This is a genomic window from Sphingobium sp. TomMM7A (assembly GCF_055397305.1).
Window position 1 is genome coordinate 2345026 of record NZ_AP027311.1, and the last position, 26095, is coordinate 2371120.

31 protein-coding genes are annotated in these 26095 nt (G+C 63.4%); 21 read left to right on the forward strand and 10 right to left on the reverse strand.

Going from position 1 to position 26095, the window contains the following annotated elements; all coding sequences use genetic code 11:
* Window positions 1-4 precede the first annotated feature (4 nt).
* The 3 genes from tolR to ACZ5ZH_RS11695 form a co-directional block, all read right to left on the reverse strand.
* Entirely contained in the window at window positions 5-484 is a 480-nt protein-coding gene (gene tolR, locus ACZ5ZH_RS11685) for a protein TolR (protein ID WP_449470677.1), read from the reverse strand.
* A gap of 124 nt (window positions 485-608) precedes the next feature.
* The gene (gene tolQ, locus ACZ5ZH_RS11690) at window positions 609-1331 is read right to left on the reverse strand and encodes a protein TolQ (protein ID WP_449470678.1); all 723 of its coding nucleotides are present in this window, start codon (window positions 1329-1331) and stop codon (window positions 609-611) included.
* The gene (locus ACZ5ZH_RS11695) at window positions 1328-1798 is read right to left on the reverse strand and encodes a YbgC/FadM family acyl-CoA thioesterase (protein WP_449470679.1); all 471 of its coding nucleotides are present in this window, start codon (window positions 1796-1798) and stop codon (window positions 1328-1330) included. The genes tolQ and ACZ5ZH_RS11695 overlap by 4 nt, the downstream gene beginning before the upstream one ends.
* A 213-nt stretch (window positions 1799-2011) precedes the next feature.
* On the opposite strand from ACZ5ZH_RS11695, the gene ACZ5ZH_RS11700 reads away from it, so the two are divergent.
* Complete coding sequence (locus tag ACZ5ZH_RS11700; RefSeq protein ID WP_464771618.1) at window positions 2012-2890, forward strand: 3-hydroxybutyryl-CoA dehydrogenase; 879 nt, start codon at window positions 2012-2014, stop codon at window positions 2888-2890.
* Window positions 2891-2998: 108 nt separating this feature from the next.
* Here the strand turns inward: ACZ5ZH_RS11700 and pspF are convergent, their stop codons facing one another.
* A complete protein-coding gene (gene pspF, locus ACZ5ZH_RS11705) occupies window positions 2999-4015 on the reverse strand; it encodes a phage shock protein operon transcriptional activator (protein ID WP_464771619.1) in 1017 nt (338 codons plus the stop codon).
* A gap of 147 nt (window positions 4016-4162) precedes the next feature.
* Between pspF and pspA the strand changes: the two genes are divergently transcribed.
* From pspA to ACZ5ZH_RS11735, 6 genes are all read left to right on the forward strand, one after another.
* Complete coding sequence (gene pspA / locus ACZ5ZH_RS11710) at window positions 4163-4831, forward strand: phage shock protein PspA (protein ID WP_460987124.1); 669 nt, start codon at window positions 4163-4165, stop codon at window positions 4829-4831.
* A 17-nt stretch (window positions 4832-4848) separates the two neighbouring features.
* Window positions 4849-5130, forward strand: coding sequence for an envelope stress response membrane protein PspB (gene pspB / locus ACZ5ZH_RS11715; RefSeq protein WP_464771620.1), 282 nt, complete (start codon window positions 4849-4851; stop codon window positions 5128-5130).
* A gap of 1 nt (window position 5131) precedes the next feature.
* On the forward strand, window positions 5132-5512 hold the full coding sequence (gene pspC / locus ACZ5ZH_RS11720; RefSeq protein WP_449470685.1) for an envelope stress response membrane protein PspC: 381 nt from the start codon (window positions 5132-5134) through the stop codon (window positions 5510-5512).
* A gap of 21 nt (window positions 5513-5533) precedes the next feature.
* Complete coding sequence (locus ACZ5ZH_RS11725) at window positions 5534-5767, forward strand: hypothetical protein (RefSeq protein WP_449470687.1); 234 nt, start codon at window positions 5534-5536, stop codon at window positions 5765-5767.
* Window positions 5768-5802: 35 nt separating this feature from the next.
* Window positions 5803-6225 carry a SufE family protein gene (locus tag ACZ5ZH_RS11730; RefSeq protein ID WP_464771621.1) on the forward strand — a complete coding sequence of 141 codons (423 nt, stop codon included), beginning with the start codon at window positions 5803-5805 and terminating at the stop codon, window positions 6223-6225.
* Between the two features lie 67 nt (window positions 6226-6292).
* Window positions 6293-6787 carry a hypothetical protein gene (locus ACZ5ZH_RS11735; RefSeq protein ID WP_449470689.1) on the forward strand — a complete coding sequence of 165 codons (495 nt, stop codon included), beginning with the start codon at window positions 6293-6295 and terminating at the stop codon, window positions 6785-6787.
* A gap of 112 nt (window positions 6788-6899) precedes the next feature.
* Here ACZ5ZH_RS11735 and ggt read toward each other — a convergent pair whose 3' ends face one another.
* Window positions 6900-8600: a gamma-glutamyltransferase gene (ggt, locus tag ACZ5ZH_RS11740; protein WP_464771622.1), complete on the reverse strand. Its 1701-nt coding sequence runs from the start codon at window positions 8598-8600 to the stop codon at window positions 6900-6902.
* 58 nt (window positions 8601-8658) lie between these two features.
* Window positions 8659-9729: a quinone-dependent dihydroorotate dehydrogenase gene (locus ACZ5ZH_RS11745; protein WP_464771623.1), complete on the reverse strand. Its 1071-nt coding sequence runs from the start codon at window positions 9727-9729 to the stop codon at window positions 8659-8661.
* 341 nt (window positions 9730-10070) lie between these two features.
* On the opposite strand from ACZ5ZH_RS11745, the gene ACZ5ZH_RS11750 reads away from it, so the two are divergent.
* From ACZ5ZH_RS11750 to ACZ5ZH_RS11805, 12 genes are all read left to right on the forward strand, one after another.
* The gene (locus ACZ5ZH_RS11750; RefSeq protein ID WP_449470693.1) at window positions 10071-11015 is read left to right on the forward strand and encodes a helix-turn-helix domain-containing protein; all 945 of its coding nucleotides are present in this window, start codon (window positions 10071-10073) and stop codon (window positions 11013-11015) included.
* A 114-nt stretch (window positions 11016-11129) separates the two neighbouring features.
* Window positions 11130-11540 carry an RrF2 family transcriptional regulator gene (locus tag ACZ5ZH_RS11755; RefSeq protein WP_449470695.1) on the forward strand — a complete coding sequence of 137 codons (411 nt, stop codon included), beginning with the start codon at window positions 11130-11132 and terminating at the stop codon, window positions 11538-11540.
* Window positions 11541-11553: 13 nt separating this feature from the next.
* Window positions 11554-13038 (forward strand): Fe-S cluster assembly protein SufB, encoded by a 1485-nt coding sequence (gene sufB / locus ACZ5ZH_RS11760; protein ID WP_464771624.1) that lies wholly within the window; start codon window positions 11554-11556, stop codon window positions 13036-13038.
* Window positions 13039-13289: 251 nt separating this feature from the next.
* Window positions 13290-13421, forward strand: a complete 132-nt coding sequence (locus ACZ5ZH_RS11765) for a hypothetical protein (RefSeq protein ID WP_464772646.1) — start codon at window positions 13290-13292, stop codon at window positions 13419-13421.
* Window positions 13418-13873 (forward strand): hypothetical protein, encoded by a 456-nt coding sequence (locus tag ACZ5ZH_RS11770; protein ID WP_460987131.1) that lies wholly within the window; start codon window positions 13418-13420, stop codon window positions 13871-13873. The genes ACZ5ZH_RS11765 and ACZ5ZH_RS11770 overlap by 4 nt, the downstream gene beginning before the upstream one ends.
* Before the next feature lie 3 nt (window positions 13874-13876).
* Window positions 13877-14623, forward strand: coding sequence for a Fe-S cluster assembly ATPase SufC (gene sufC / locus ACZ5ZH_RS11775; RefSeq protein ID WP_196225023.1), 747 nt, complete (start codon window positions 13877-13879; stop codon window positions 14621-14623).
* A complete protein-coding gene (locus tag ACZ5ZH_RS11780; protein WP_464771625.1) occupies window positions 14620-15372 on the forward strand; it encodes a SufD family Fe-S cluster assembly protein in 753 nt (250 codons plus the stop codon). Before sufC ends, ACZ5ZH_RS11780 begins: the two co-directional genes overlap by 4 nt.
* The gene (locus ACZ5ZH_RS11785) at window positions 15369-16592 is read left to right on the forward strand and encodes a cysteine desulfurase (RefSeq protein ID WP_464771626.1); all 1224 of its coding nucleotides are present in this window, start codon (window positions 15369-15371) and stop codon (window positions 16590-16592) included. Before ACZ5ZH_RS11780 ends, ACZ5ZH_RS11785 begins: the two co-directional genes overlap by 4 nt.
* Window positions 16585-17064 (forward strand): SUF system Fe-S cluster assembly protein, encoded by a 480-nt coding sequence (locus ACZ5ZH_RS11790; RefSeq protein ID WP_464771627.1) that lies wholly within the window; start codon window positions 16585-16587, stop codon window positions 17062-17064. The genes ACZ5ZH_RS11785 and ACZ5ZH_RS11790 overlap by 8 nt, the downstream gene beginning before the upstream one ends.
* A 107-nt stretch (window positions 17065-17171) precedes the next feature.
* Complete coding sequence (locus tag ACZ5ZH_RS11795; RefSeq protein WP_196225027.1) at window positions 17172-17534, forward strand: HesB/IscA family protein; 363 nt, start codon at window positions 17172-17174, stop codon at window positions 17532-17534.
* Between the two features lie 93 nt (window positions 17535-17627).
* Window positions 17628-18434, forward strand: coding sequence for a Rossmann-fold NAD(P)-binding domain-containing protein (locus ACZ5ZH_RS11800; protein WP_464772647.1), 807 nt, complete (start codon window positions 17628-17630; stop codon window positions 18432-18434).
* An 82-nt stretch (window positions 18435-18516) separates the two neighbouring features.
* Window positions 18517-18672 carry a hypothetical protein gene (locus ACZ5ZH_RS11805; RefSeq protein WP_464771628.1) on the forward strand — a complete coding sequence of 52 codons (156 nt, stop codon included), beginning with the start codon at window positions 18517-18519 and terminating at the stop codon, window positions 18670-18672.
* Window positions 18673-18816: 144 nt separating this feature from the next.
* Here ACZ5ZH_RS11805 and ACZ5ZH_RS11810 read toward each other — a convergent pair whose 3' ends face one another.
* Together ACZ5ZH_RS11810 and ACZ5ZH_RS11815 are read right to left on the reverse strand one after the other, a co-directional pair.
* Window positions 18817-19719 carry a DMT family transporter gene (locus tag ACZ5ZH_RS11810; RefSeq protein ID WP_464771629.1) on the reverse strand — a complete coding sequence of 301 codons (903 nt, stop codon included), beginning with the start codon at window positions 19717-19719 and terminating at the stop codon, window positions 18817-18819.
* Complete coding sequence (locus ACZ5ZH_RS11815; protein WP_464772648.1) at window positions 19716-20729, reverse strand: threonine aldolase family protein; 1014 nt, start codon at window positions 20727-20729, stop codon at window positions 19716-19718. Before ACZ5ZH_RS11815 ends, ACZ5ZH_RS11810 begins: the two co-directional genes overlap by 4 nt.
* A 158-nt stretch (window positions 20730-20887) precedes the next feature.
* On the opposite strand from ACZ5ZH_RS11815, the gene ACZ5ZH_RS11820 reads away from it, so the two are divergent.
* Window positions 20888-21979: a branched-chain amino acid aminotransferase gene (locus tag ACZ5ZH_RS11820; RefSeq protein ID WP_464771630.1), complete on the forward strand. Its 1092-nt coding sequence runs from the start codon at window positions 20888-20890 to the stop codon at window positions 21977-21979.
* Window positions 21980-22165: 186 nt separating this feature from the next.
* The gene (locus tag ACZ5ZH_RS11825; protein WP_464771631.1) at window positions 22166-23374 is read left to right on the forward strand and encodes an FAD-dependent monooxygenase; all 1209 of its coding nucleotides are present in this window, start codon (window positions 22166-22168) and stop codon (window positions 23372-23374) included.
* A 73-nt stretch (window positions 23375-23447) separates the two neighbouring features.
* Here ACZ5ZH_RS11825 and ACZ5ZH_RS11830 read toward each other — a convergent pair whose 3' ends face one another.
* Together ACZ5ZH_RS11830 and acs are read right to left on the reverse strand one after the other, a co-directional pair.
* Entirely contained in the window at window positions 23448-23963 is a 516-nt protein-coding gene (locus ACZ5ZH_RS11830) for a cytochrome b (RefSeq protein ID WP_449470716.1), read from the reverse strand.
* A 24-nt stretch (window positions 23964-23987) separates the two neighbouring features.
* Window positions 23988-25931: an acetate--CoA ligase gene (gene acs, locus ACZ5ZH_RS11835; RefSeq protein WP_464771632.1), complete on the reverse strand. Its 1944-nt coding sequence runs from the start codon at window positions 25929-25931 to the stop codon at window positions 23988-23990.
* Window positions 25932-26095: the final 164 nt, after the last annotated feature.

A 26095-nucleotide genomic window follows, 5' to 3' on the forward strand; every position in this document is an offset into this window, starting at 1 on the left:
GTCCCTATTCTGAACCGCCGCTGACGGCGCCTGAGGAGATTGGGGCATCGCCGCCGCCGGTGCTGACCAGCGCGACCTTGTTCAGCCCGGCGCGGTTGAGTTCACCCATCACGCGCATGACCCGGCCATAGTCGAGGCCAGTGTCGGCGCGCAGGAAGATTTGCGGCGGCTCGGCTTTGCCTGCGTTGGCGGACATGATCTCGGCGAGGCGATCCGGCAGGTCGGCATCGCTGATCTGTGTCTCGTCGATGTAGAGGCCGCCGTCGCGGTCGATGGAGACGACGGTCGGCTTCTGATCCTGATCGAGCCCCTTGGCGCGGGTTTCCGGAAGATTCACCGGAACGCCGGTGACGAGCAACGGGGCAGTCACCATGAAGATGATGAGCAGCACCAGCATGACGTCGACCAGAGGGGTGACGTTGATGTCCGCCATCGGCGCGCGGCCCCGGCCACGGCGGTGAGAGGGTGGGCCGGACATGGCCATTATTCTTTCCCCGTGATGCCAGCGAAAGCTGGCATCTCAGGAGGGGTAGGGCCGGGCGTGAGGCACGAGATCCCAGCTTTCGCTCGGATGACGAAATGGGGTGGGATGACGGTGAGAGGTGCCGTCACCGCTGCGCCTCCAACTCCCGGCTGAGCGTCGAATAGAAGCCGTCCGCAAAGCGGGTGAGCTTGGATTCCATGCGGTTGATGCCGTGGCTGAAGCGGTTGTAGGCGATGACGGCCGGGATCGCCGCGAACAGGCCGATCGCGGTGGCGAAGAGCGCTTCGGCAATGCCCGGCGCGACAACGGCGAGCGAGCTGTTCTGCTCCTTTGCGATCGCGGTGAAGGCACGCATGATGCCCCAGACGGTCCCGAACAAGCCGACGAAGGGCGCGACCGAGCCGATGGTGGCGAGGATGTTCAGGCGGTCGGACAGGCGATCGACCTCTGCCGCGATCATGCTGGACATAGCCGTCGACAGCCGGTCGCGCGTGCCGTCGCGGTCGATGACCTTCTGCGCGGTGGAGCGGCGCCATTCGGTGACGCCTGCAGCCATGACCTTGGCTGCAGGAAAGTCGGATGACTTGCCCCGCGCCTCATAGAAGCGGTCTATATCTTCCGCTTTCCAGAAATCATCCTCGAACGCGCTGCTGTGGCGGCTGGCCTTGCGCAGGGTGAAGGTGAAGCCGATGATCATCGCCCAGGTCCAGATGCTGGCGAGCACGAGGCCCAGCATCACCACCTTCACGACAATGTCGGCCTGCAAAAACAGGGCGAGCGGCGAAATGGTCGCAGCTTGGGTGGCGGCGCCGACAGCGGCGCCAACGTCGGGCATCGAAAGGCTCATGGGTTGATGTCTTCCCCTCTCATCAAACGGCTGAAAATGTCGATCCAGGGCTTGGGTTGCCGCGTGGGACGGCCCTGGCTGGTCAGGAAGGCGACAGAGACTTCGCCGTCCGTCAGTATTTCATCGCCGCACCTGACTCTTTGCTGAATGGTGCAGGCGACGGGGCGAATGGCGGTCACGCGGCTTTCGACCAGCAGATCATCGTCAAGCCGGGCCGGGCGCTTATAGGCGATTTGGAGGCTGGTGACGGCATAGACGCCGGTGCCATCTTCCTGCGCGGCGCGCTGATCGATCCCGGCGACGCGCAGCATGTCGGATCGCGCGCGTTCCATATAGCGCAGGTAATTGGCGTGATAGACGAGCCCGGACAGGTCCGTATCCTCAAAATAGACGCGCAAGGGAAAGTGATGCACGGCGGCAATGAACCTTCCGGTTGCCGGCTCGGGCATGGACGCTGAAACGGACATGCGCGGCCTTTTAACCATCAAGCAGGCGGCAGGCAAAGGCGGAAATGAACAGGGTCGAAGCAGCCTGCCGGGCGACGGGGGCTATCCGTCCCACAAACGCGGCGTGCTAGCCCTGGTTAACACAGCAGCCGTTGTGATGGATGCTCGAAAGCGCTGGCCCCCTGCTTCCCATAGCGCTAGTGGGCGGCAAATTGATTTTGCGAGGACATTAGCATGACCGACATTCAGACCGTGGGCGTCATCGGCGCTGGTCAGATGGGCGCGGGGATCGCGCAGGTCAGCGCGCAGGCTGGCTATGATGTGATCCTGTGCGACGTCGATCTGGCGCGCGCGCAAAAGGGGCTTCAGGGCATTTCAAAGCAGCTTGCTCGCGCGGTCGAAAAGGGCAAGTTGAGCCAGGAAGATTCCGAAGCCGCCTTTGCCCGCATCCGGCCGAGCGGTGACCTGGCTCCGCTGGCCGAGGCTCAGTTGGTGATCGAAGCCGCGACCGAGCGGGAAGAGATCAAGCGCAGCATCTTCACCAATGTGAGCGCGGTGATCACGCCCGGCACGATCCTGGCGACCAATACGTCGTCCATCCCCATCACTCGTTTGGCGCAGGTGGTGCCCGATCCGGCGCTGTTCGTGGGCATCCACTTCTTCAACCCCGTACAGGTCATGGCGCTGATCGAGTTGATCCGCGGGCTGGCGACGTCCGACGAGACGGTCGCGACGATCGAAGCCTATACCAAGCGGCTGGGCAAGCACGTCGTGCAGGCGTTCGATTCCCCCGGTTTCGTCGTCAATCGCATCCTGCTGCCGATGATCAACGAATCCATCTTTGCGTTGGGCGAAGGGGTTTCCAACATTCGCGACATCGACACGGGCGTGCGGCTGGGGCTGAACCATCCCATGGGTCCGCTGACGCTGGCGGATTTTGTTGGGCTCGATACCTGCCTTGAGATTCTGAACGTGCTGCGGTCGACGACTGGTGATTCCAAATATCGCCCCGCGCCGTTGCTGGTGAAGTATGTCGAGGCTGGCTGGCTGGGGCGCAAGACCGGCAAGGGCTTTTATGACTATTCGGGGCCAGAGCCTGTCCCGACCCGCTAACTTATCACCCGTCCGTTCGGGCTGAGCCTGTCGAAGCCCTTCACTTCCCTTGAGCGCGGCGCAAGAAGAAGCAAAAGGGCTTCAAAGGCTCAGCCCGAACGGTAGTAGCTAGAGCGGGCGCTCAGCACCCAAGCCATGTTTCCTCAAACAATGGCGCAGCTGGTCATAACTTAGGCCAAGAGCCTTGGCGGTCGCGCGTTGATTGTAGCGGTGGCGTTCCAGCACTGCCTGCACGATCGCGGCTTCATGCGCGTCCACGGCGGCCCGCAGGTCGCGGACGTCGGTGAAGCCGGTTGCGGGGGCGGGCTTGGGTTCCTCTGCACTGGCGTTGAGCGGCGGCGTTTGCGGCTTCCAGGGCGAGGCGAAGGGGTCGAAGATGATCCGGCCGACGGGGGCCGAGGGATCTTCCCAGCGATAGACGGCCCGCTCCACGACATTGCGCAGTTCGCGGACATTGCCGGGCCAGCCATGCGCTTCCAGTGCGGCGAGGCAGTCAGGCGTGAAACCACGCCATTCGGACCGTCCCAGTTCGGCGGCCATGCGGCGGCCGAAATGATCGGCGAGCACGACCACATCTCCCTCGCGGGCGCGCAGTGGCGGCAGGGTGATGACTTCGAAACTGAGCCGGTCTAGCAGGTCCGCACGGAAGCGGCCCGTTTCGGCCAGCAGGGGCAGGTCTTCGTTGGTGGCCGCGATGATGCGGACGTCAACCGTCATTGGCCGGGATGCGCCGATGCGGGTGACTTCGCCATATTCGATGACGCGCAGCAGCCGTTCCTGCGCGGCCATCGAGAGTGTCGCCAGTTCATCGAGAAAGAGCGTGCCGCCATCAGCTTCCTCGAACCGGCCGGCGCGGGCGCGGGTGGCGCCGGTGAAGGCGCCCTGTTCATGGCCGAACAGTTCGGCCTCGATCAGCGTTTCGGGAAGCGCGGCGCAGTTCATGACGATGAGCGGCTCGCCCCAGCGCGGGGAGAGGCGATGGAGTCGCTCGGCGACCAGTTCCTTGCCCGTGCCACGCTCGCCAACAACCAGGATCGGGCGATCGAGTTCGGCGGCGCGTCCTGCCTGCTCGACTGCGTCAAGGAAAGGCAGCGACTGGCCGATGAACTGGCTGTTTCGTTCCATGACCATATTATGGTGAAAATCACCACTTATTGGCAAGATTAATTGGAGCTGGAGGGAGTCAACGCAGGAAATTCCGGCTTTTCACGAATTGGCACGGCTCCTGCAAAGAAGGCGGGCAAAGCCGCTGAACGAAGGATTGCAGTTCCGATGGGTATCTTTTCTCGCACGCGCGACATCATTGCCGCCAATGTCACAGACCTGCTCGACCGGGCCGAAGACCCCGCGAAGATGATCCGCATGATCATCCTGGAAATGGAGGAAACGCTGGTCGAAGTGCGTGCGTCCGCCGCGCGGACCATTGCTGATCAGAAGGAGATGCGCCGCCATATCGGCAAGCTGCAAGGCTTGCAGGACAGCTGGACCGAGAAGGCGCAGCTGGCGCTGAGCAAGGATCGCGAGGACCTGGCCAAGGCGGCGCTGGTGGAAAAGCAGAAGGCGGCCGACATGGCGGAGAAGCTTTCCCATGAGATCGAGGTGCTGGACGAGGCACTGAAGGCTTCGGAGGAGGACATCGCCAAGCTGCAAGGGAAGCTGCGCGAGGCGCGGACCCGGCAGAACAGTCTGGTCACGCGGATGGAAAGCGCGCAAAATCGTGCGCGCATGCGCGAAGCCTATGCCGGGGAAAAGGTGAATGAGGCCTTCGCCCGCTTCGACATATTGGAGCGCCGGGTCGACATGGCCGAAGGGCGTGCGGATGCGCTGAATCTCGGCCAGGGTCAGAAGACTCTGGAGGAGGAAATTGCCGAGTTGCAGTCGACCGAGAAGGTCGATGCCGAACTCGCCGCGATGAAAGCCAGCATGAACAGGACAGCTTGAACAGGGGAGCGTGACGCATGGAGGATGTGTTTTTACCGATCATGATCTGCGGCATGCTGTTCATCGGCATGCCCTGGCTGATCCTGCACTATACGACCAAGTGGAAGCAGGCGCCCAAGATCACCGATGAGGATGAGCGGTTGCTGGACGAAATGCACCTGCTCGCGCGGCGGTTGGAAGACCGGCTGCAGACGGTCGAGCGGATCGTCGCCGCCGACAATCCCGATTTTCGTCCGTCGCGCTCCGCGCTCGACGACGCTTATGATCTCGACGGCCAGAATATCGGCAGGAGGAACTGACATGGCTGCGCGCCGTACGAAATTCTACCTCGACAAGCAGAATGGCAAATGGATGGGCGTGTGCTCAGGCATCGCCGACTATGCGGGCATCGACGTGACGTGGGTCCGCGTCGGCGCGGTGCTGGTGACGCTGATGGGCGCCTTTCCCTGGTCGCTGATCGCCTATTTCGCCGCTGCTTATTTCGCCGAGAACAAGCCGCTGGGCCTTTATGCCGACCGGGATGACGAGAAATTTTGGCAAGGCGTGCGGACCAATCCGGCGCGGTCGGCACGGGACGTGCGATCGAAGTTTCGCGACATCGACCGGCGTCTGGCGGATATCGAGACATTCTACACCAGCCGCAACACGAGGCTGGCGGACGAGATCGACAGCCTGCGTTGAGCAAGGCGTTCGGAGGACGGCATGCAGGAGCTGGCTTTTACGCTGACCATCGCGGCGAGCTGCATTATCGCACTGTTGATCGTCGCGGCGGCCACTTTGCGCGGCTGGAACGGCTGGCTGGCACTGAAGCGTGCGGAGCTGGCGCGGCCGGACGTTGACGCTGTGCCGCCTTCGGCCAGCGCGCGCATCGAGGTCGCCGACCTCAAGGAACGTATCCGCAAGCTGGAAGCGATCGCGGCGGGCGTCGATCTGTAAGGAAAGCGGCTTTCGCGGGCAGCTTTTCTGCCTATATGCGGGATATGACCGATGTGCCTGCCCTTGCCGATCTTCAGGAAGAATATGAATTTCTGGACGCGGATGACCGTTACCGGCTGCTGATCGACCTTGGGCGCGCGCTGGAGGCGATGCCCGACGCGCTCAAGACCGACGCCACGTTGGTGCGGGGCTGTTCGGCGGCAGTCTGGGTTTATCCGACGGTGCGCGACGATGGGCGGCTGCATTTCCTGGCGGACAGCAATGCGGCGATCACCAAGGGGATTATCGCGCTCGTCCTGCTGACCGTGCAGGACCAGATGCCCGCCGAGATTGGCGCGGCGGACATTGAAGGCGCGCTGGCGCCGTTCGACCTCAAGAATCAGCTCAGCTCCAACCGGACACAGGGCATCCCCAACATGATTGCGCTTATCCGGCAAACTGCGGAGCGCTACAGCTAGGCGGGAAACCTGCGGACGTCCGGGCGTTCTCCTTGCGTGAGCGAAACGGAAGTTGAGGAGATGCGCGATGCGGAGCCTATTGGCGCTGGCGGCGATCAGCCTGCTGGCGGGCTGTTCTGGCAGCGAAAAGGAAGGGCCGACCCAGCGCGAGCAGATCGGCCAGACGTGGAAATATGAGGGTGGCGACGGCGGCAAGCCCAAGGTTGCTTATATCGGCAGCGCGAACAGCGTGCAGACGATGACGGCCGAGGATACATTTTCGGTGCTGCTGGTGCAGCCGATGCCGGAAGGCGGTACGGACGTTACCGTGAAGCTGGTCGGTGCGCCCTTTAGTTGCGACCTGTCCGACTGTCGCGTCACGGCGGTGACCGATGATGGCAAGAGCCATGATTGGCGCGGGCGGATGACGGAAAATAAGGACGGGATAGAGGTGCTACCGGCCGCGAAGGCCGATGAGGCGATCAAGGAAACGAAGCTGTTGAAGGTTAACCTCGTGGTTGGCCCGAAGGATAAGGCATTTCCGTTTGAGTTTAAGGTCGCGGGATTGGATTTGAAGGGGTGAGGGCCGCCGTCGTGAACAGTCGTCATCCCAGCGAAAGCTGGGATCTCGTGCGGGTGCGCTCATAGGCCTGAGATCCCAGCTTTCGCTGGGATGACGGGAGGTAGGTGGACGGTTATTCCTGAAGCGAAACCCCGGGGCTTCTAGGATCGGCCGCGCCCCGCCAGTGCCCGTCGGGCGCGCGCTCCGCCGCATTTGCTTTCAACCCCATCGGAGCGATCGTGACCTTGTGGCCCCAGGCTTCGAGCGGCGCCTTCATCGCTTCGAGCGGCGTCCCCTGCTCCAGCACAAGGCCGTTGGCGTCGAAGAACTCCAAGCCCAGCGCGATGGCATCCTGCGCGGACAAGCCCCAGTCGAAATGGGCGATCAGCGCCTTTATTACCTGCATGATAATCGTCCGCCCGCCCGCCGCGCCGACGGTGAAGACCGGCGTTCCTTTCCCGTCATAGACGATCGTCGGTGACATGGAGGACAGCGGCCGCTTGCCCGGCTCCACCCGGTTGGCGACAGGCGCGCCGTTCTTTTCGGGCGTGAAGCTGAAATCGGTCAGTTCATTGTTTAAGATGACGCCATCGGCGATCAGCTGACTGCCGAAGAAGCTTTCGATGGTGGAGGTCCAGGCCGCGATATCGCCATCCCGGTCGATCGCCACGAAATGGCTGGTGCCGCTTTCCGGCTGGGGCAGCGCCGCAGTCCGGGCCTCCGCACCCGGCGGGCTGCCCGGACGATAGTCGTTGAGGGTGCGGCCCAGCGCGATGAGCGCTGATCGCTTCTTGAGATAGGCCGGGTCGATTAGCCCCGCGATCGGCACGGACACGAATTCGGGATCGCCCAGCCATGTGTCGCGATCGGCATAGGCGAGGCGCATGGCTTCACCGATGACATGCCAGGAACGGGGATCATCCTTCCCCCATTGGGCCAGTGGGAAGCGTTCGACCATCCCCAGGATTTGCAGAACGGTGATCCCGCCGGACGAAACCGGACCCATGCCGCAGATGCTGTAGCCGCGATACGGGCCGCAGACGGGCTTGCGCGCCTTCACCTGATAGGAGGCGATATCGGCCTCCGTCATCGGCACGGGATTTTTGGGCGCATTGGTAACTGTGCTGGCGATCGCCCGTGCGGTCTCGCCCTTGTAAAAAGCGTCTGGCCCTTCCGCGGCGATGCGCCGAAACAGGGCAGCGAGCGGAGGGTTTTTGAGCATCGTGCCAACAGGCGCGGGCGCGCCATCTATCCAGAAGAACTTCTGAATCTCGGGAAAGTCGGCCCAGATGGGGGCGACCGCCTTCATCGCGGTGTCGAGCCTCTGACGGACCTCAAAGCCATCTTCGGCCAGGCGGATCGCAGGCGCAAACAACGCCGCCCACGGAAGCTTACCCCATTTGAGATGGGCTTCCCAGGCGAGCCGGAGGTTGCCGGGCACGCCTACGGAATAGCCGCCGGGCCAGGCCGACCTGAAGGCGAGTGGCTGACCGTCCGCACCGATGAAACGGTCGGGCCGGGCCGCTGCCGGTGCGGTTTCGCGCCCGTCGATCGACTCCAGCACCCCCGTTTCGCCATCATGATGCATCAGGAAGCCGCCGCCGCCGATGCCGCTATTATGCGGTTCGACTACGTTAAGGGCGAGCATCATGGCGATCGCGGCGTCGGTCGCGCTGCCGCCCTGGCGAAGCATCTCCTGCCCCGCCGCCGCCGCGCGCGGATCGGCGGCGGAAACCGTGGCATTGAGTGAGACAGGCTCGCGCGCCGTGACAGGGGCGGCATATAGGAAGGCGAGGGTTACAGGGGCCAGCAGGCCAGTGAGGCGAGGCGTCATGCCCCGCACCCTATCGTCCGGCCGGGCCGCCGCAAGTCCCCGAGATCAACCATCGAGATCAGCTGTCGATGCCGATGACCTCACTGATATGCGTGAAGCCATCCCGCGCCATCAGCTTTTTCAACCCCGCATTGATGCGCCGGGCGAGATACGGCCCTTCATAAACAAGCGCGCTGTACAGCTGAATCAGGCTCGCCCCCGCGCGGAGCCGGGCATAGGCCTGTTCCGCATTGCCGATGCCGCCAACGCCGATCAAGGGCAGGCGCGCGCCCAATATCCGGCGGAAGTCACACAGCCGCTGAAGCGACAGATCGGTGAGCGGCGCGCCTGACAATCCCCCGCTTTCATTGGCATGGACCGACCGGAGCGGGGGCCGCGAAATCGTGGTGTTGGACACGATCAATGCGTCCACCCCATGGTCCAGGCAAGCGGCGGCGATATCCTCGACATCGGCAGGCTCCAGATCGGGCGCGACCTTCAGGAAGACGGGCGGCAGGTGACCTCCGTCCCGGCCCCCGTTCATGCCACGCGCGGCCATGACGGCGCCCAGCAACTGGTCCAGCGCTGCCCTGTCCTGCAAGGCGCGCAGTCCCGGCGTGTTGGGGGATGAGATGTTGACCGTCAGATAATCGGCAAGCGGCGCCATGCAGGTCACGCCGGTGACATAATCGGCGATGCGGTCGGTAGCGTCCTTGTTCGCGCCGATATTGATGCCGACGATCGGTGCAGGCCCATCGCCAGCAGGACGGCGGCGCTTGGCGACGCGCTCGGCCGCCGCCGCCAGGCCGCCATTGTTGAAACCCATGCGGTTGATGACGGCGCGATCCTCGACCAGGCGGAACAGTCTAGGCTTGGGATTACCCGCCTGCGGCATCGGGGTGAGCGTTCCGAGTTCGGTGAACCCAAAGCCCAGCGCATGCATCTTGTGCGCGACCAGCCCTTCCTTGTCATAGCCGGCAGCCAGTCCGACTGGATTAGGAAAGCGGATGCCCGCCACCGTCTGGGCCAGCGCGGCGTCCGGTGCGGGTGGAGGGGAAACGGGCATCAAGCGGAGCAGCATGACCGAAAAATGATGCGCGCGTTCTGCATCGAGCGCGAAGAAAAGCGGGCTGACAAGGCGATAGGACATGGGGCGCCTATGCCATTGCGGCAGGCCGGCGTCGAGTCGCTGTGGCAAAGGGGCAACAGGTGGCCCGCAACAATAAATTCTGCTGCGAAATCATTCATTTTAGTCCTGATTCAACCCACGAGATGTCCGATCCATCCAATCAACCGAGTCCGATTCGGACTTATGAAAGTGCTGCGACCCGAAGGCTCTTGGCCATCTTTGGCTGACGAGACCTTTTACTGGCCCGGCGGGTAAAACCGCCGGGCCATTTTTTTCGAAGCCGTTCGGAAAAATCGGTGGTTTCCTCAGTATCGCTCTTGCGCGGGCGCGAAGAAGCATCATAGTGCGCTGGTGGGGTGAATATGGGGCCGCATCGCGACAGTGCATCCGGGGGGGTGCCAAATGGCAGGGAAAAGGACGGAGACCCGTCGCTTTCCTATATGGTGGAAGCGGCTCAAGGTCCGGTTCGATTAAGCTATTTCGCGCCGCCCGAACATCTGCGGGCCTATTTCGGGTCGGTTTACCTCTTCACCGAAAGCGCTGACCGCTATCTGGATGTGACACGTGCCGACGTTCCCCAGTTGCGGTTCATGGTGCAAGGGACAGGAAGCTACCATTTCCATGATGGAACGGTGGAGGCCACACCGGATATATGCCTGTTAGGCCCGACCCTCGGCGCGACCCGGTTTGAACTGGATGGACCCGCCTGCGTCGTGGGCGTGTCGTTGCTCCCGGCCGGGTGGGTCAGCCTGGACGGTGGCGACGCCAACGCGCTTGCCGATCGTGTACGGGACATGGCCCCTGAGAAAAAGGGAGCGATGGCCGCGCTTCGGGCCAGCCTGGCGACCATGCGTGACCCGGAGGCCATAGCTGCCCATTGCTGGTCTGTTCTGGGACAATTGGTGAAACCCTTGCCCATTTCGACCTGGCAATTGCTGGAATCAATAGACGCATGGCTGATGGGGGAAGGATCGCCCCGAATTGAAGCGCTGGTGGAGCGAACGGGGTTGTCACCGCGCCAACTCGCCCGGCTGACCAATCGCTATTATGGCTGCCCGCCCAAGCTGCTGGCGCGGAAATATCGGGCGCTGCGATGCAGTGCACGCATCGCGCTGGACCAGCATAGCTGGCAGGAATTATGCGAGGATGGCCGCTTCTACGACCAGTCGCACTTCATCCGCGAGATCAAGCATTTCATCGGCTTGACCCCGCACCAGTTGCAGACCGAACCGACGGCCGTGGCACAGCTTACCCTGCTGCGGCGCTCGCTGGGTGCGGACGTGGCGGTGCTGAACCGTTTCAGCTGAGACGAGCGGACTCATAGAAATGGCTTGATTCCACGCGCCCGCGCGACCACATGCGCAATCGGATTGATTCGATCCGATTTGAGAATGGTTCGCAACCGGGACGCTTGGCCAACGATGAGACTTTCGAGTTTCGCAGATTATGCCGTGGTGCTGATGTCCGCCGCTGCGCGCCATTGCGGAGCGGCGAAGATGAATGCGACCACGCTTGCCAGCGAAACCGGCATCCCGCTGCCCACCGCGCAAAAGCTGGTGAGCCGTCTCTCGGCTGCGGGGCTGCTGGAATCAAGTCGCGGAACGGGCGGCGGCGTGCGGCTCGCGCGACCTGCGGCGGCGATCACCTTGGTGGATGTCGTGGAAGCGGTGGAAGGGCCAATCGCCATGACCGCCTGCGCCGAACAGGGCGCCCATGATTGCACGCTGGAACATGGCTGCCGCGTACGCCCGCACATGAATGTCGCGAACAATGCGATACGATCCGCCTTGGCCGGGGTGACGATCGCCAGTTTGACCCGAGAATTGGCCTGACACGAGAAATGGCATGACCGAAGAGACGACCACTGTTCGCAATCTGGAAGCGCATGAGGCCGCCGAGCGCGCCTCTGCCTACGAACATGGCTGGTCATCCGCCATCGAACAGGACTTCGCGCCCAAGGGCCTGAATGAGGATACCGTCCGCTTCATCTCCGCCAAGAAGAAGGAGCCGGAATGGCTGCTGGACTGGCGGCTGAAAGCCTTCGCCATGTGGCAGAAGATGGAGTCGCCGGACTGGGCCAAGCTCAACATTCCGCCGATCGACTATCAGGACGCCTATTATTACGCCGAGCCGAAAAAGAAGGCAGAGCTGGACTCGCTGGATCAGGTCGATCCCGAAATCCTCGCCACCTATCAGAAGCTGGGCATCCCCATCGCCGAGCAGGAGATGCTGGCGGGGGTGAAGGGTAGCCGGAAGGTCGCGGTCGACGCGGTGTTCGATTCCGTGTCGGTCGCCACCACCTTCCGCAAGGAGCTGGAGGAAGCGGGCGTCATCTTCCGTTCGATCAGCGAAGCGGTGCGCGAATATCCCGACCTCGTGAAGAAGTGGCTGGGGAAGGTCGTGCCGATGCACGACAATTATTTCTCCACGCTCAATTGCGCGGTCTTTTCCGACGGCACCTTCGTCTACATCCCCAAGGGCGTGCGCTGCCCGATGGAGCTTTCCACCTATTTCCGCATCAATGCGGAGAATACGGGGCAGTTCGAGCGCACGCTGATCGTCGCGGACGAGGGGAGCTATGTCTCCTATCTCGAAGGCTGCACCGCGCCGATGCGCGACGAGAATCAGCTGCACGCCGCCGTCGTCGAACTTGTTGCGCTGGACGATGCGGAGATCAAATATTCGACCGTGCAGAACTGGTATCCGGGCGACGAGAATGGCAAGGGTGGCATCTATAATTTCGTGACCAAGCGGGCGCTCTGTCAGGGCCGCAACAGCAAGGTCAGCTGGACGCAGGTCGAAACCGGCTCCGCCATCACCTGGAAATATCCCAGCTGCGTGCTGAACGGCGAGAATAGCGTCGGCGAATTCTACTCGGTGGCGTTGACCAACAATATGCAGCAGGCCGACACCGGGACCAAGATGATCCACAATGGCAAGGGGTCGCGATCGACCATCGTGTCGAAGGGCATCAGCGCGGGCCGCTCGAACAACACCTATCGCGGTCTGGTGCGCGTGGCGCCGGGCGCGGAGGGCGTGCGCAACTTCACCCAGTGCGACAGCCTGCTGCTGGGCGACCAGTGCGGCGCGCATACCGTGCCCTATATCGAGGTGCGCAACCCCTCGGCGCAGATCGAGCATGAGGCGACGACCAGCAAGATCAGCGACGACCAGCTCTTCTACGCAATGCAGCGCGGACTGGATCAGGAAAGCGCCGTCTCGTTGATCGTGAACGGCTTCGCTAAAGAGGTGCTGCAACAGCTGCCGATGGAGTTCGCCGTCGAGGCGCAGAAGCTGTTGGGGATTTCGTTGGAGGGTTCGGTCGGTTGAGGCACAACCCCACCCCAACCCCTCCCCGGAAGGGGAGGGGCTTGAGCGTCAGCGATGAAGCACGCCGCCTGAACTCCCCTCCCCTTCAGGGGAGGGGCCGGGGGTGGGGGCTGTCGGCTGGGCATCTCGCTCAGTTGGATGGCTTCGCCCGCGAGCTGCGTCGTGAGCCGACAGAGCCTGAAAAGCGTCTTTGGGCGAAACTCTCTCGGTCCCAACTCGGCTATCAAGTCGTGCGCTTCTCAAACCATGACGTGATGACAAATATTGAAGGCGTGTGCGAACGGTTGCTGGCCATCTTGGACGGCGCGCCGGATCGCTGGCACAGCCCCCACCCCAACCCCTCCCCTGAAGGGAAGGGGCTTTCAGAGGAAGCCCACTCTTGAGCGACGAAGACGATATCCAGGATGCTCTCGCCGATTTCGCGGAGGATGTGACCAATGGCCAGTCATGGACCGCCGCGATCCGCATCCTGACCGAGGATTATGAGCTGGAAGAGGGCGAGCTTCAGGCCCGCGCCGCCAAGGATTTCGGCGATCTCGACGCCTATCAGGCCGAATGCCGCGCCGCGCTGGAGAAAGGCGACGTCGCCTTCACCGAGAAGCTGAGGACCGACAAGGCTTTCCACAAGGCAAAGGCGCCCAACCTCGCCCGCATGGGTCCGGTGACAGAGTTCGTGACCGGCCTTTTGGAAAAGGGTTCGCCCGAGCCTAGCGCCGACTGGTGGCCCTATATGCCGATCAAGCGCCATATCGACACGCTTTTCCCCGCGCCGGGCGATGTGCGCGACATGGCCTTCTGGACCGCGCGGACGCTTCAGCGCGCGCACAAGGGATAACAAATGCTGACGATTGAGAATCTGACCAACGAAATCGACGGCAAGGCGATCTTGAAGGGCCTCTCGCTTTCCATCAAGGCGGGGGAAATCCATGCGATCATGGGGCCGAACGGCGCGGGCAAGTCGACGCTGGCCTACACGCTCGGCGGCCGTCCGAACTATGAAGTCACCGGCGGCACGGCGTCTCTGGACGGTGTGAACTTGTTCAGCATGGACCCGCATGAGCGCGCCGCTGCTGGCCTGTTCCTGGGCTTCCAGTACCCGGTCGAAATCCCCGGCGTGTCCAACCTCCAATTCCTGCGCGAGAGCCTCAATTCGCAGCGCCGCGCGCGCGGAGAGAAGGAACTGAACGGCGGCGAGTTCATCAAGCTCGCCAAGGAAAAGGCAGCGCTGCTCGGCCTCGACATGGAGATGCTGAAGCGTCCGGTGAATGTCGGCTTTTCCGGCGGCGAGAAAAAGCGCGCGGAAATGGTGCAGATGGGCATCCTCGATCCCAAGCTGGCGATCTTGGACGAAACGGACTCTGGCCTCGACATCGACGCACTGAAGATCGTGGGCGCGGGCATCAACGCCATCATGCGCAAGCCCGACAAGGCGGTGCTGCTGATCACCCACTATCAGCGCCTGCTCGATTATGTGAAGCCGGACTATGTCCATGTTCTGGCTGGCGGACGGATCGTGAAGTCAGGCGGCCCCGAACTCGCGCTGGAACTGGAGCGCGAAGGCTATGCGGAGGTGGTTGCGGCGTGACGACGCTCACCCTTCCCACGCGCAAGGCGGAAGAATGGCGCTACAGCGATCTGGAAGCTGTCGCCTCGATCTGGCCGACGCCCGCACCGACGCGAATCGATGTCGCGACCGGACAAACCTCTCGCCACCATCTGCTGCAGGACGCAAGCGAGGGCGCGGCGGCGGTGCATGATTATGTCATCACCATCGCCGACGGCGCGCGGTGCGATTTTCATGTGCTGAACATCGGCGGCAAGCTGGGCCGCGTGACCTTCGAGGTGACGCTGGGCAAGGGGAGCCATTTCGAACTGAACGGTGCGATCATCGGCGGCGGGGATCAGGTGCTGGAGATCATCACCAAAGTCACCCATGCCGAGCCGGACGCGACCAGCGGGCAGACGATCCGATCGATCCTCGGCCAACGCGCAACGGGCAGTTATCTCGGCTCTATCAACGTCGCGCGCAATGCGCAGCGGACCGATGCTTTCCAGTCGGTGAAGGCGATGCTGCTCGACCGCACCGCCACGGCCAATGCCAAGCCGGAACTGGAAATCTACGCCGACGACGTGAAATGCGCCCATGGCGCGACCGTGGGTGAACTGGACCGCCAAGCGCTGTTCTACATGGCGAGCCGGGGCATGGACCCGGCCACTGCCAAGACGCTGCTGCTGAAAGCCTTCGTCGCTGGCGTGTTCGACGACGTGGCCGATGAGGCGGTCAAAGACAGCCTTGAAGCCGCCGCGCTCGCCAAGCTGGAGACGCTGGTATGATCGATCAGACCCAACAGCCGAACGGCATTTTGCGGTTGCGGGATGACTTCCCCGGTGTCGGCAGCTGGCACTATCTGGACAGCGCCGCCACCGCGCAGAAGCCCAACGCCGTCATCGACGCCATCGCGCGCGCCTATGGCCCGGACTATGCGACGGTTCATCGCGGCGTCTATGAGCGCTCCGCCAACATGACGCTCGCCTATGAAGCCGCCCGCCGCAAGGTTGCCCAGTTCATCGGCGCGGCATCCGATAGCGAGATCGTCTACGTCCGTGGCGCGACTGAGGGCATCAACCTCGTCGCGCACAGCTGGGCCGGAACGCAGCTAAAGGCAGGCGACCGCATCCTGCTGTCGATGCTCGAGCATCACAGCAACATCGTGCCTTGCCAGATCGTGGCTGAGAAGGTTGGCGCGCAGATCGATGTCGTGCCGCTGACTGCCGACGGGAAGATCGACCTCGAGGCCATGCAGGCGATGATCACGCCTGCACACAAGCTGGTCGCGCTTGCCCATGTATCTAACGTGCTGGGCAGCGTGCTTGATGTTCGCCGCGCCGCCGACATCGCGCATGGCGTAGGCGCGAAGATATTGGTCGACGGTTGCCAGGCCGTGCCCCGCCTTGCCGTGGATGTGCAGGCGCTCGATTGCGATTTCTACGTCTTTTCCGCGCACAAGCTTTACGGCCCGACCGGCATTGGCGTGCTGTGGGGCCGCAAGGAATTGCTCGACGCCATGCCGCCCTATCAGGGTGGCGGGTCGATGATCGACAAGGTGACGTTCGAAAAGACCACCTACGCCCCTGCACCGACCCGGTTCGAGGCGGGGACGCCGCACATCATTGGCGTCGTCGGCCTGTCCGCCGCGATCGACTATGTGCAGGCGATCGGGCTGGACGCGATCCATGCCCATGAATGCATGCTGGTGGCCAAGGCGCGGGCCGCGCTGGAGAGCTTGAACAGCGTGCGCGTTTTTGGCCCGGAGGACAGCGCGGGCATCCTCTCCTTCGAAGTCGAGGGGGTGCATCCGCACGATGTCGGCACCATATTGGACGAAACGGGTGTTGCGATCCGCGCCGGGCATCATTGCGCCCAGCCGCTGATGCGCCATCTGGGCGTCGAAGCGACGGCCCGGGCCAGTTTCGGCATTTATAGCGATGAGGGCGATGTCTATGCCCTCGTCAAGGGCATAGAGCGAGTGAGGAAGATCTTCGCCAATGACTGAGGCAAATTCCGGGGAACGGCAGATTCTGGTGGAAGAGGTGGACGCCGTGAACGCACCGCCCAAAGCGCGCGTGGAGGAGGCGGCAGCGGATGCCGCGCCGCGCCAGCGCGACTATCTGGACGGCTTCCTTGCACAGAAGCCCGCGCAAACGCCTGTGGGTGAGCCGGGCGGCAGCCTTTATGACGGCGTCATCGATGCGCTGAAGGAAATTTACGACCCGGAAATCCCGGTGAACATCTATGACCTCGGCCTGATCTATGGCGTCGACGTCACCGAGGACAGCCATGTCGTCGTCACGATGACGCTCACCACGCCGCATTGCCCGGTGGCCGAATCCATGCCGGGTGAAGTCGAACTGCGCGTCGGCGCGGTGCCGGGCGTGGGCGATGCGCAGGTCAATCTGGTCTGGGATCCGCCATGGGACCCGCAGAAGATGAGCGACGAGGCCAAGCTCGAACTAGGGATGCTCTAACCATCTCCCCTCCCGCAGGTGGGAGGGGACCAAGGGGTGGCGCGAGCGCAGCGAGCTTCGCGCGGAACCCTGACCCTCCCGCCAGCGGGAGGGGAGGAGAACGAAGAATGACCGAGACGACCACCAAGACCCGTGCCCGGCCCGCCGCTGTCATCCTGACGCCCAACGCGGAAGCGCGCATCGCCGACCTGATGCGCCAGGCGCCCGAGGGAGCGATCGGCGTCAAGCTGTCCACGCCACGCCGCGGCTGCTCGGGCCTTGCCTATTCGGTGGACTATGTGACCGAGGAAGCGAAGTTCGACGAGAAGATCGAAACGCCGGGCGGCACCTTCTACATTGACGGCGCGTCGGTCCTCTATCTGGTGGGATCGACGATGGACTGGGTGGAGGATGACTTCACCGCAGGGTTCGTCTTCAACAATCCCAATGCCAAGGGCAGCTGCGGCTGCGGCGAAAGCTTCACGGTCTAGCAGTGGTCCCCGTTCGGTTCGAGCGAAGTCGAGAACCGGGTAGGGCTGTCCTGAAAGTTTCTCGACTCGCTCGAAACGAACGGAGCGTCGCTTATTCCCCACATGCTGATCCTTGGCATGGGCTACACCGCCTCCCGCCTTGCCGCCCGACTGCGCGGCGAGGGGTGGGACGTGACAGGCGTTCGCCGGGCTGCCGATGCCGATTCACTCGCCTTCGATGACGACGATGCCGTGCGCGTCAGCATCGCCAAAGCGACCCACATCCTCTCTTCCGTCCCTCCGGAAGGCGAGGCCGACCCTGTGCTCACCCGCTATGGCGCGTCGATCGCTGCCGCCCCGGCCCTATGGAGCGGCTATCTGTCCTCGACCGGCGTTTACGGCGATGCTGCGGGGGCCTGGGTGGACGAAGCGAGCCCCATCGGCTCGGGCCGCCGCGCGGCGCGAGTGCAAGCGGACAGCGACTGGCGCGGGCTTCGCGAGGACATGCGCTGTTTCCGCCTGCCAGGCATCTACGGCCCCGGCCGTTCCGCGATCGAGCGTGTACGCGAGGGCAAGGCGCACCGGATCGACCTGCCCGATCAGATTTTCAGCCGCGCCCATGTCGATGACATCGTGAACGGCATCATCGCCTCCTTCGACGGGCCGCCGGGCACCTATAATCTGGCCGACGACCTGCCCTGCGCGCAGAACCGCTTGATCGAGACGGCCTGCGCCATGCTGGGCGCACCGCTTCCGCCGCTGCTGACGCTGGACGAGGCCCATCTGTCGCCCATGGCGCTATCCTTCTATGCGGAAAATCGGCGGGTGGCGAACGGCCGGGCCAAGCGGCTCCTGGGCTGGGCGCCGCGCTATCCCACCTATCACGAAGGCCTTGCCGCCTGCCTCGCCGGGGCGGGATGACTCAGGTCACCGCATCGCTTACGCGGCGTTAACCAAAACGCCCCATGGATGGTCCCACAGCTTACGCCAAGGACTTCTCGCCATGGAACGGATCGACCGCAATTTCGCCGCACTCAGCCAGCGTATGAGCCGCCTGGCGATGCCCGAAACCGCCAATCCCGCGCCGCAATCGCTCGCCAGCCTGATCGACCGGGTAAATGCGGCGAAGCGTCATTATGAGCCGGGGGTTCGCCGTTAAGGCGTCGATCGGGAAGCAAGCATCGCTTCCTCGCTTCCTCCCATTCCCATTCACCCTGAGCCTGTCGAAGGGTTCTACTCGTTCTTAGAGAAGGGAAGGGCTTCGACAGGCTCAGCCCGAACGGTTGGGGTGATAATAACGGCCCTACGCTGTCTTCGCCCGTAACGCGATGACCATGCCAGCGACCGCCAGAAGCGCGCCTACCGCGCTCAGCGTGGACCAGCGATAATCCTCGAACAGCGTGGAAATCAGCATGGCGATAACGGGAATAAGCACGCTGCTATAGGCTGCCCGCCCCGGTCCCACTCGCTGAATAAGCTGGAAATAGAGCGGGAAGGTCACCACCGACCCCGCAATGCCTAGCCAAGCTATGCCGAACAGATAGCCCGCACGCCACTCGATGACCGGCGGCCCCACGGTTGCCGACGCATAAGCCGCATCGACCGCGCTGCCGATCAGCATTCCCCAGGTGAGCACCGCCGCCATCGGCAAGCGTCGGGCGATCTGCATTCCCTGCATGACATTCGCCGTGGACGCGCTGAGCAGCCCCGCGATGCTGAGTGCAATGCCGACCAGCACGGCCTCGGCGGACACCGGGGCAGCGCGATATTCGCGCAGCAGCAGCAATATGATCCCCGCAATCGCCACCAGCGACCCCAGGACGAAGGCGCGGCTGACCGGCTGGCGAAAGGCGATCCAGGCGAGGACGCTGTTGGGGATCAGCAGCAGCGCATAGACCGTCGCGACGACGCCGGAGGTCAGATAATGTTCTGCCCGATAGACGAAGTTGAAGTTGAGCACGAATTGCGCCACGCCCAATGCGCCCGCAAAGGCCATCCCCGCTGGCGGCAACCGCAAGGGAACCCGGCGGATCATCGCGAACAGCGCCATGCCCGCCGCGCCCAGCAGGAAGCGGTAGCAGACCGACCAGCTCGGCGGTACCGCGCCCAGCTGATCGCGAATGACGATCCAGGTCGAACTCCAGATCAGCGTGACGAGCAGGAAGGGCAGGATGACGCCGCCCCGCGCCTCGGACGATCCACTCATCCCAGAGCCTTAAGGGCGTCGGCGAGTGGCTGGACCGCCGCAGCATCCTGTGCCCAGTTGGTAGCGAGACGCGCAGCCCCTTCGCCCCAGTCGTAAAAATCGAAGCCTTGCGCGCGCAGGCTGGCAGCTTCGGCAGGAGAGAGGCGGATGAATAACTCATTGGCCTCCACGGCGTGGAGCAGTCGATCCGGCACAGCCCCCGCCAGCGCGGCAGCGGCGGCATTGGCGGCGCGGGCGTTGGTCAGCCACAGGTCATCCTCCATCATCGCCAATATCTGCGCGGCGAGATAGCGGCCTTTGGAAAGCAAATGCCCGCCGCGCTTGCGCCATCGTGCCGCTTCGGCCGCACGCGCGTCCGCCTTTGGCCCGAAGAAGAGCAGCGCTTCCCCTAGCATACCGCCATTCTTGACGCAGCCGAATGTCAGCACATCGACACCCGCGCGCCAAGTCACGTCGCCGGGATGGCAACCCAGATGCGCCACGGCATTGGCAAAGCGGGCGCCGTCCATGTGCAGGCCAAGGCCGTGGCTCCGCGCCACATCCCCGATCGCGACGACCTCTGCGGGCGTATAGACGCGGCCATATTCGCTGGCCTGGGTGATGCTGATCGCACGGGCCGGAATTTGATGCACATCCGGCCGTATCCCCTGCAGTCGTTCGGTCAGCGTGTCAGGCGAGAGCTTCGCGCCATTTCCCGGCAAGCTCATCAGGCTCGCACCATGTGTGTAAAAGCCCGGGGCGCCACATTCATCGACCATGATGTGCGATTCTTCATGACACAGGATGCCGCCATAGGGCGGGCAGAGGCAGGCAAGCGCGATGCTGTTCGCCGCCGTGCCGGTCGCCACCCACAGCGCGCGAACCGGGGCGCCGAACAGATCCGAAAAGGCGCCGTCCATCCGCGCGCTCCACGCGTCGCCATCATAGCCGTGGTCAGCCAGATCAGCCGCCGCCATCGCCGCCATTACTTGCGGGCAGACCGGGGTCGCATTGTCCGAAAAGAAGTGCATGGTTGAGGGCATAAGCGCGCCGCCGCCCGCCGCCAAGATGCCAGCAGGTGGCGAGCGGCCCTTTCGAAACCGGAACAAATTGGACAGTAATCATGACCCATTGTTTCGGCCAGCCGTTTGTGACATAGGCGGCCGGTCCTACTAGAGGAGCATTGATCATGGACGTCCAGCAGAAGTCGCGCTTTACCGTCAACCCGAGCAGCAAGGCTGTGGCGGCTGACCAGCGCGCGGTAATGCTGGAGGACCCCGGCTTTGGCCGCCTGTTCACCGATCATATGGTGACGATCCGCTATACCGAGGGGCAGGGGTGGCACAGCCATGCCGTCGGACCGCGTGAGCCGTTCCAACTCGATCCTGCCTGCGCCGTTCTGCACTATGCGCAGGAAATCTTCGAAGGCATGAAGGCCTACCGGCTTGAGGATGGCAGCATCGCCATGTTCCGCCCGGAAGAAAATGCCCGCCGCTTCGCCGAATCGGCGGAACGCATGGCGATGCCTGTCCTGCCCGAAGACATTTTCCTGGAGGCTGTCGAGGAACTGGTGAAGATCGACGCCGCGTGGATACCCACCGGCGAAGGCAGCCTCTATCTGCGCCCCTTCATGTTCGCGAGCGAGAGCTTCCTGGGCGTGCGGCCCGCTGCGGAATATATCTTCTGCGTCATCGCCTCGCCCGCAGGGGCCTATTTCAAGGGCGGCAAGAAGGCCGTCACGCTCTGGGTGTCGGAACATTTTACCCGCGCGGCGAAGGGCGGCACGGGCGCTGCCAAATGCGGCGGCAATTATGCCGCGAGCCTGGTGGCCCAGTCCGAAGCGACGAAGCATGGCTGCGATCAGGTCGTCTTCCTCGACGCCGCCGAGCATAAGTGGGTCGAGGAACTGGGCGGCATGAACGTCTTCTTCGTGATGGATGACGGGTCGATCGTCACCCCGCCGCTGTCGGGCACGATCCTGCCCGGCATCACTCGCAACAGCATCATCACCCTCGCCCGCGCCAAGGGGCATGAGGTGCGCGAAGAACCCTATAGCTTTGCGCAGTGGCGCGACGATGGGGCCAGCGGCAAGCTGCGCGAGGCGTTCGCCTGCGGCACCGCTGCGGTCGTGACGGCGATCGGCACGGTGAAGAGCGTCGATGGCGACTTCACCATCGGCAATGGCGACGGCGGCATCGTGACCGAAGCCCTGCGCGCCGAGCTGACCGGTATCCAGCGCGGGACGGTGGCGGACCCTGCTGGTTGGGTGCGCAAGCTTTAAGGCAGCGAACCGCTCACTCCCGAACGGGGGATGTGGATAGATTATTCGCGCAGAGGCGCAGAGATCGCAGAGAGGGAAAAAACCTCTGCGTCCTCTGCGCCTCTGCGCGAACCAATGTGACTCAGCACTCTTTGATCGGGGTTTGTCACGCTTCCCAATCGGCCGCCAAGCGCCTAGATAGCTTGCATGCAACGTTTTGATGTCGTCATCTTGGGCGGGGGCCTTGTCGGGCTGACCCTGGGCATCGCGCTTTCCGGTCATGGGGTGCGCTGCGCCGTCATCGATCCTGCTGATCCGGTCGAAACCAGCGCCGTCGGTTTCGACGGGCGCGTCTCGGCCATTTCCTCGACCAGCCATGCGATGCTGTCCGCGATCGGTGTGGCCGCATTGCTGGAAGGGAAGGGCTGTCCCATCGACCGCATCTGGGTCAGCGACGGGCTGGAGCCCGGTGCGCTCGACTTCGCGCCCGATGCTGACGATGGGGTCATGGGGATCATGTTCCCCAATCGCGACCTGCGCGTCGCCCTGGCTCAGGCAGCGGAGAAAGCGGAAAACCTCACGCGTTTCCAGCCAGACCGCGCCATCCATGTCGATCGCAATGCCGATGGCGTCAGCCTGACGCTCGCCAGTGGACAAGTCCTCCACGGCGCGCTTCTGGTGGCGGCCGAGGGCCGGAACAGCCCAACGCGCGAAGCAGCGGGCATCCGCACCACGCGCTGGCAATATAAGCATACTGCCATGGTGACGGCGATCGATCATGAGGTGCCGCACGCCAACACGGCCTACGAGATTTTCTATCCCGGCGGCCCTTTCGCGCTGCTGCCGATGTTGCCGGGCACGCGATCGGCGATCGTGTGGACCGTGCCGACCGAGCAGGCGCCGGTGATGCTGAAATTGTCCGAGCGGGCATGGCTCGCCGAAGCACAGAAGCGCATGGGCGGTTTCCTGGGCGAAATATCGCTGGCCGGGCCGCGTTCCAGCTACCCGCTGGGCTTCCACCATGCCGCGCGGATCACCGACACTCGGCTGGCGCTGGTCGGTGACAGTGCGCACGCGATCCATCCGATTGCCGGGCAGGGCCTGAACCTCGGCTTCCGCGACGTCGCCGCGCTGGTGGAGGTCCTTGTCGATGGCATGCGCCTCGGCCTTGATCCGGGCGACGCCCAGCTGATGGCGCGCTACCAGCGTTGGCGCGGGCTGGACGCGATGTCCGTCAGCGTCGCCATGGACGGTCTCGTCCGGCTGTTCGATGTACCCGGCCGCATTCCTTCAGCCGTCCGCCGCTTCGGCCTCGCCGCCGTACAGCGCACACCGATGCTCAAGAACCGCTTCATGGCGGAGGCACGCGGCGAATCCGGCGCGCTGCCCAAGCTGCTGATCGGGGAACTCGTCTAAGTTTTTCCGTCATGCCAGCAAAAGCTGGCGTCTCGCTTAGACCCCAGCTTTCGCTGGGGTGACGACGACGAACTTACCCCCACATCCGCCGCATCACGTCATCCTTCAGGATGAAGTGATGGCGCAGCGCCGCCGCGACATGCAGGACGAGGAGCGCGATCCAGGCGAAGGCGAATATCTCATGCGCTTCTGCGGAAAAGCCAACGATCGCGTCATCCTTCGTCACCGCAAATTTCGGTACATCGAACAGGAAGAACCAGTTGAGCGGCCATTTCCCCGCCGAGCTCATGATCCAGCCGGTGAGGGGCACCAGCAGCATGAAGGCATAGAAGGTGTAGTGCGTAACCTTCGCGGCCAGCCTTTCCCAGGCGGGCAAACCCTCAGGCAAAGGCGTTTGCCGATGGGTCAGACGCCAGACCAGCCGAAGGATCGCCAGCGCCAACACGGTGAGGCCAACCGATTTATGCACCGGCATTACCTGCCAATCGCGCGGCAGGGAGTCATGCGCCAGTCCCAGCCACAGATTGAATAGTATCAGGATCGCCATGACCCAATGCAACGTGCGGGCAACCAGGCTGTATCGTTCCACCGGCGTCTCCTGATCCTTGGCGCTTTATCCGTGACGGTTGGCGACCAGATTATCCACCACCGAAGGATCGGCAAGGGTGCTTGTGTCGCCCAGAGCCTGCGCCGACACCTCGCCTTCCGCGATCTTGCGCAGGATGCGGCGCATGATCTTGCCGGAGCGGGTCTTGGGCAGGCCGGGCGCGAACTGGATGACGTCGGGCGTGGCGATCGGGCCGATCTCGGTGCGGACCCAGGCGATCAGCGTCTTGCGCAGATCCTCGCTCGGCTCCTCGCCGCTGTTCAGCGTGACATAGGCGTAGATGCCTTGGCCCTTGATGTCATGGGGCATGCCAACCACAGCCGCTTCGGCGACCGCTTCGTGCAGCACCAGCGCGCTTTCGACCTCGGCCGTGCCCATGCGGTGGCCGGACACGTTGATCACATCATCGACGCGGCCGGTGATCCAATAATATCCGTCGGCATCGCGGCGCGCGCCGTCGCCGGTCGTATATTTGCCGGGGAATGTGGTGAAATAGGTCTGGAAAAAGCGCTCATGATCGCCCCAGACGGTGCGCATCTGACCCGGCCAGCTTCCGGCGATGACCAGATTGCCCTCCGCCGCTCCTTCCTGCACCTTCCCCTCGCTATCTACGATCTGCGGGATCACGCCCGGCATCGGCAGCGTTGCCGAACCCGGCTTCAGGTCAGTGGCCCCCGGCATCGGCGCGATCATCGCCGCGCCAGTCTCGGTCTGCCACCAGGTATCGATGATCGGGCAGCGATCCTCGCCCACGACATGATGATACCAGCGCCACGCCTCGGGGTTGATCGGCTCCCCCACGGTGCCGAGCAGACGTAGCGACTTGCGGCTGGTCGAGTGGACGAAGGCATCGCCCTCCTTCATCAACGCGCGGAGGGCCGTGGGCGCGGTGAAGATCGTCTGAACCCGATGCCGGTCCACGACTTCCCAGATGCGGCTGGGCGTCGGATAGTTGGGTACGCCCTCATACATCAGCGTCGTCGCGCCGTTCGCCAGCGGGCCATAAACGATATAGCTGTGTCCCGTGACCCAACCGATGTCGGCGGCGCACCAGTATATGTCACCTGGGCGATAATCGAAGCAAAGCTCATGGGTAAGGCTGGCCCACAGCAGATAGCCGCCAGTCGTGTGCAGCACGCCCTTTGGCTTGCCGGTCGAACCCGAGGTGTAGAGGATGAACAGCGGGTCTTCCGCATTCATCGGCTCGGGCGAGCAGTCGGCTGAGACCTTCGCGGCTTCCTCATGCAGCCACAGGTCGCGGCCTTCCTGCATGGCGATGGCGCTGCCGGTCGCCTGCACCACCACGACCTTTTTGACGCTCGGGCAATCCTTGAGCGCGGCATCGACATTGGCCTTGAGCGGGACTTGTCTGCCCGCGCGGCGGCCTTCGTCGGCGGTTATGACGATGTTGGAATCGCAATCGATGATCCGTCCCGCCAGCGCCTCGGGCGAGAAGCCGCCAAAGACGACCGAGTGGATCGCGCCGATCCGCGCGCAGGCGAGCAAGGCAAATGCCGCCTCCGGGATCATGGGCAGATAGACGGTGACGCGGTCGCCCTTCTTCGTGCCCGCAGATTTCAGCAAATTGGCGAAGCGGCAGACTTGCTCATGGACCTCAGCATAGGTGTAGCGGCGGGGCTCGGCATCCGGCGCGTCCGGTTCCCAGATGATCGCCGTCTGATCGCCCCGCTCGGCAAGATGCCGGTCGATGCAGTTCGCGCTGACGTTAATCACGCCATCGGCGAACCACTTCACGCCGAAATCCGCTTCGTTGAAGCTGCTCTCGTCGGTTTTGCTGGGGAATGTCAGCCAATCCAGGCGCTTTGCGCGCTCCAGCCAGTAGGATGCCGGCTCGTTGATCGACCGCTGATAATCTGCCTCACGCCCATCCCGGTCGAGCAGCGCCGAAGCGGCCCATTCCTTGGATACCGGGAAAAAATCGTCAGACATCGAGTATCCTTTCCTGTGCGTTGCCTGCCCCTCTAGAGGGTAGAGGCGATCATCGGAAGCCCGGATCGTTCCGCTGCCGCCAAAGTTTCCACCATTTTCGCCGCGCATTAAAGGAGTGACCACCCAATTTGCCGCTTTTCGCAGGCGCCGCCTCCGCTTAACAG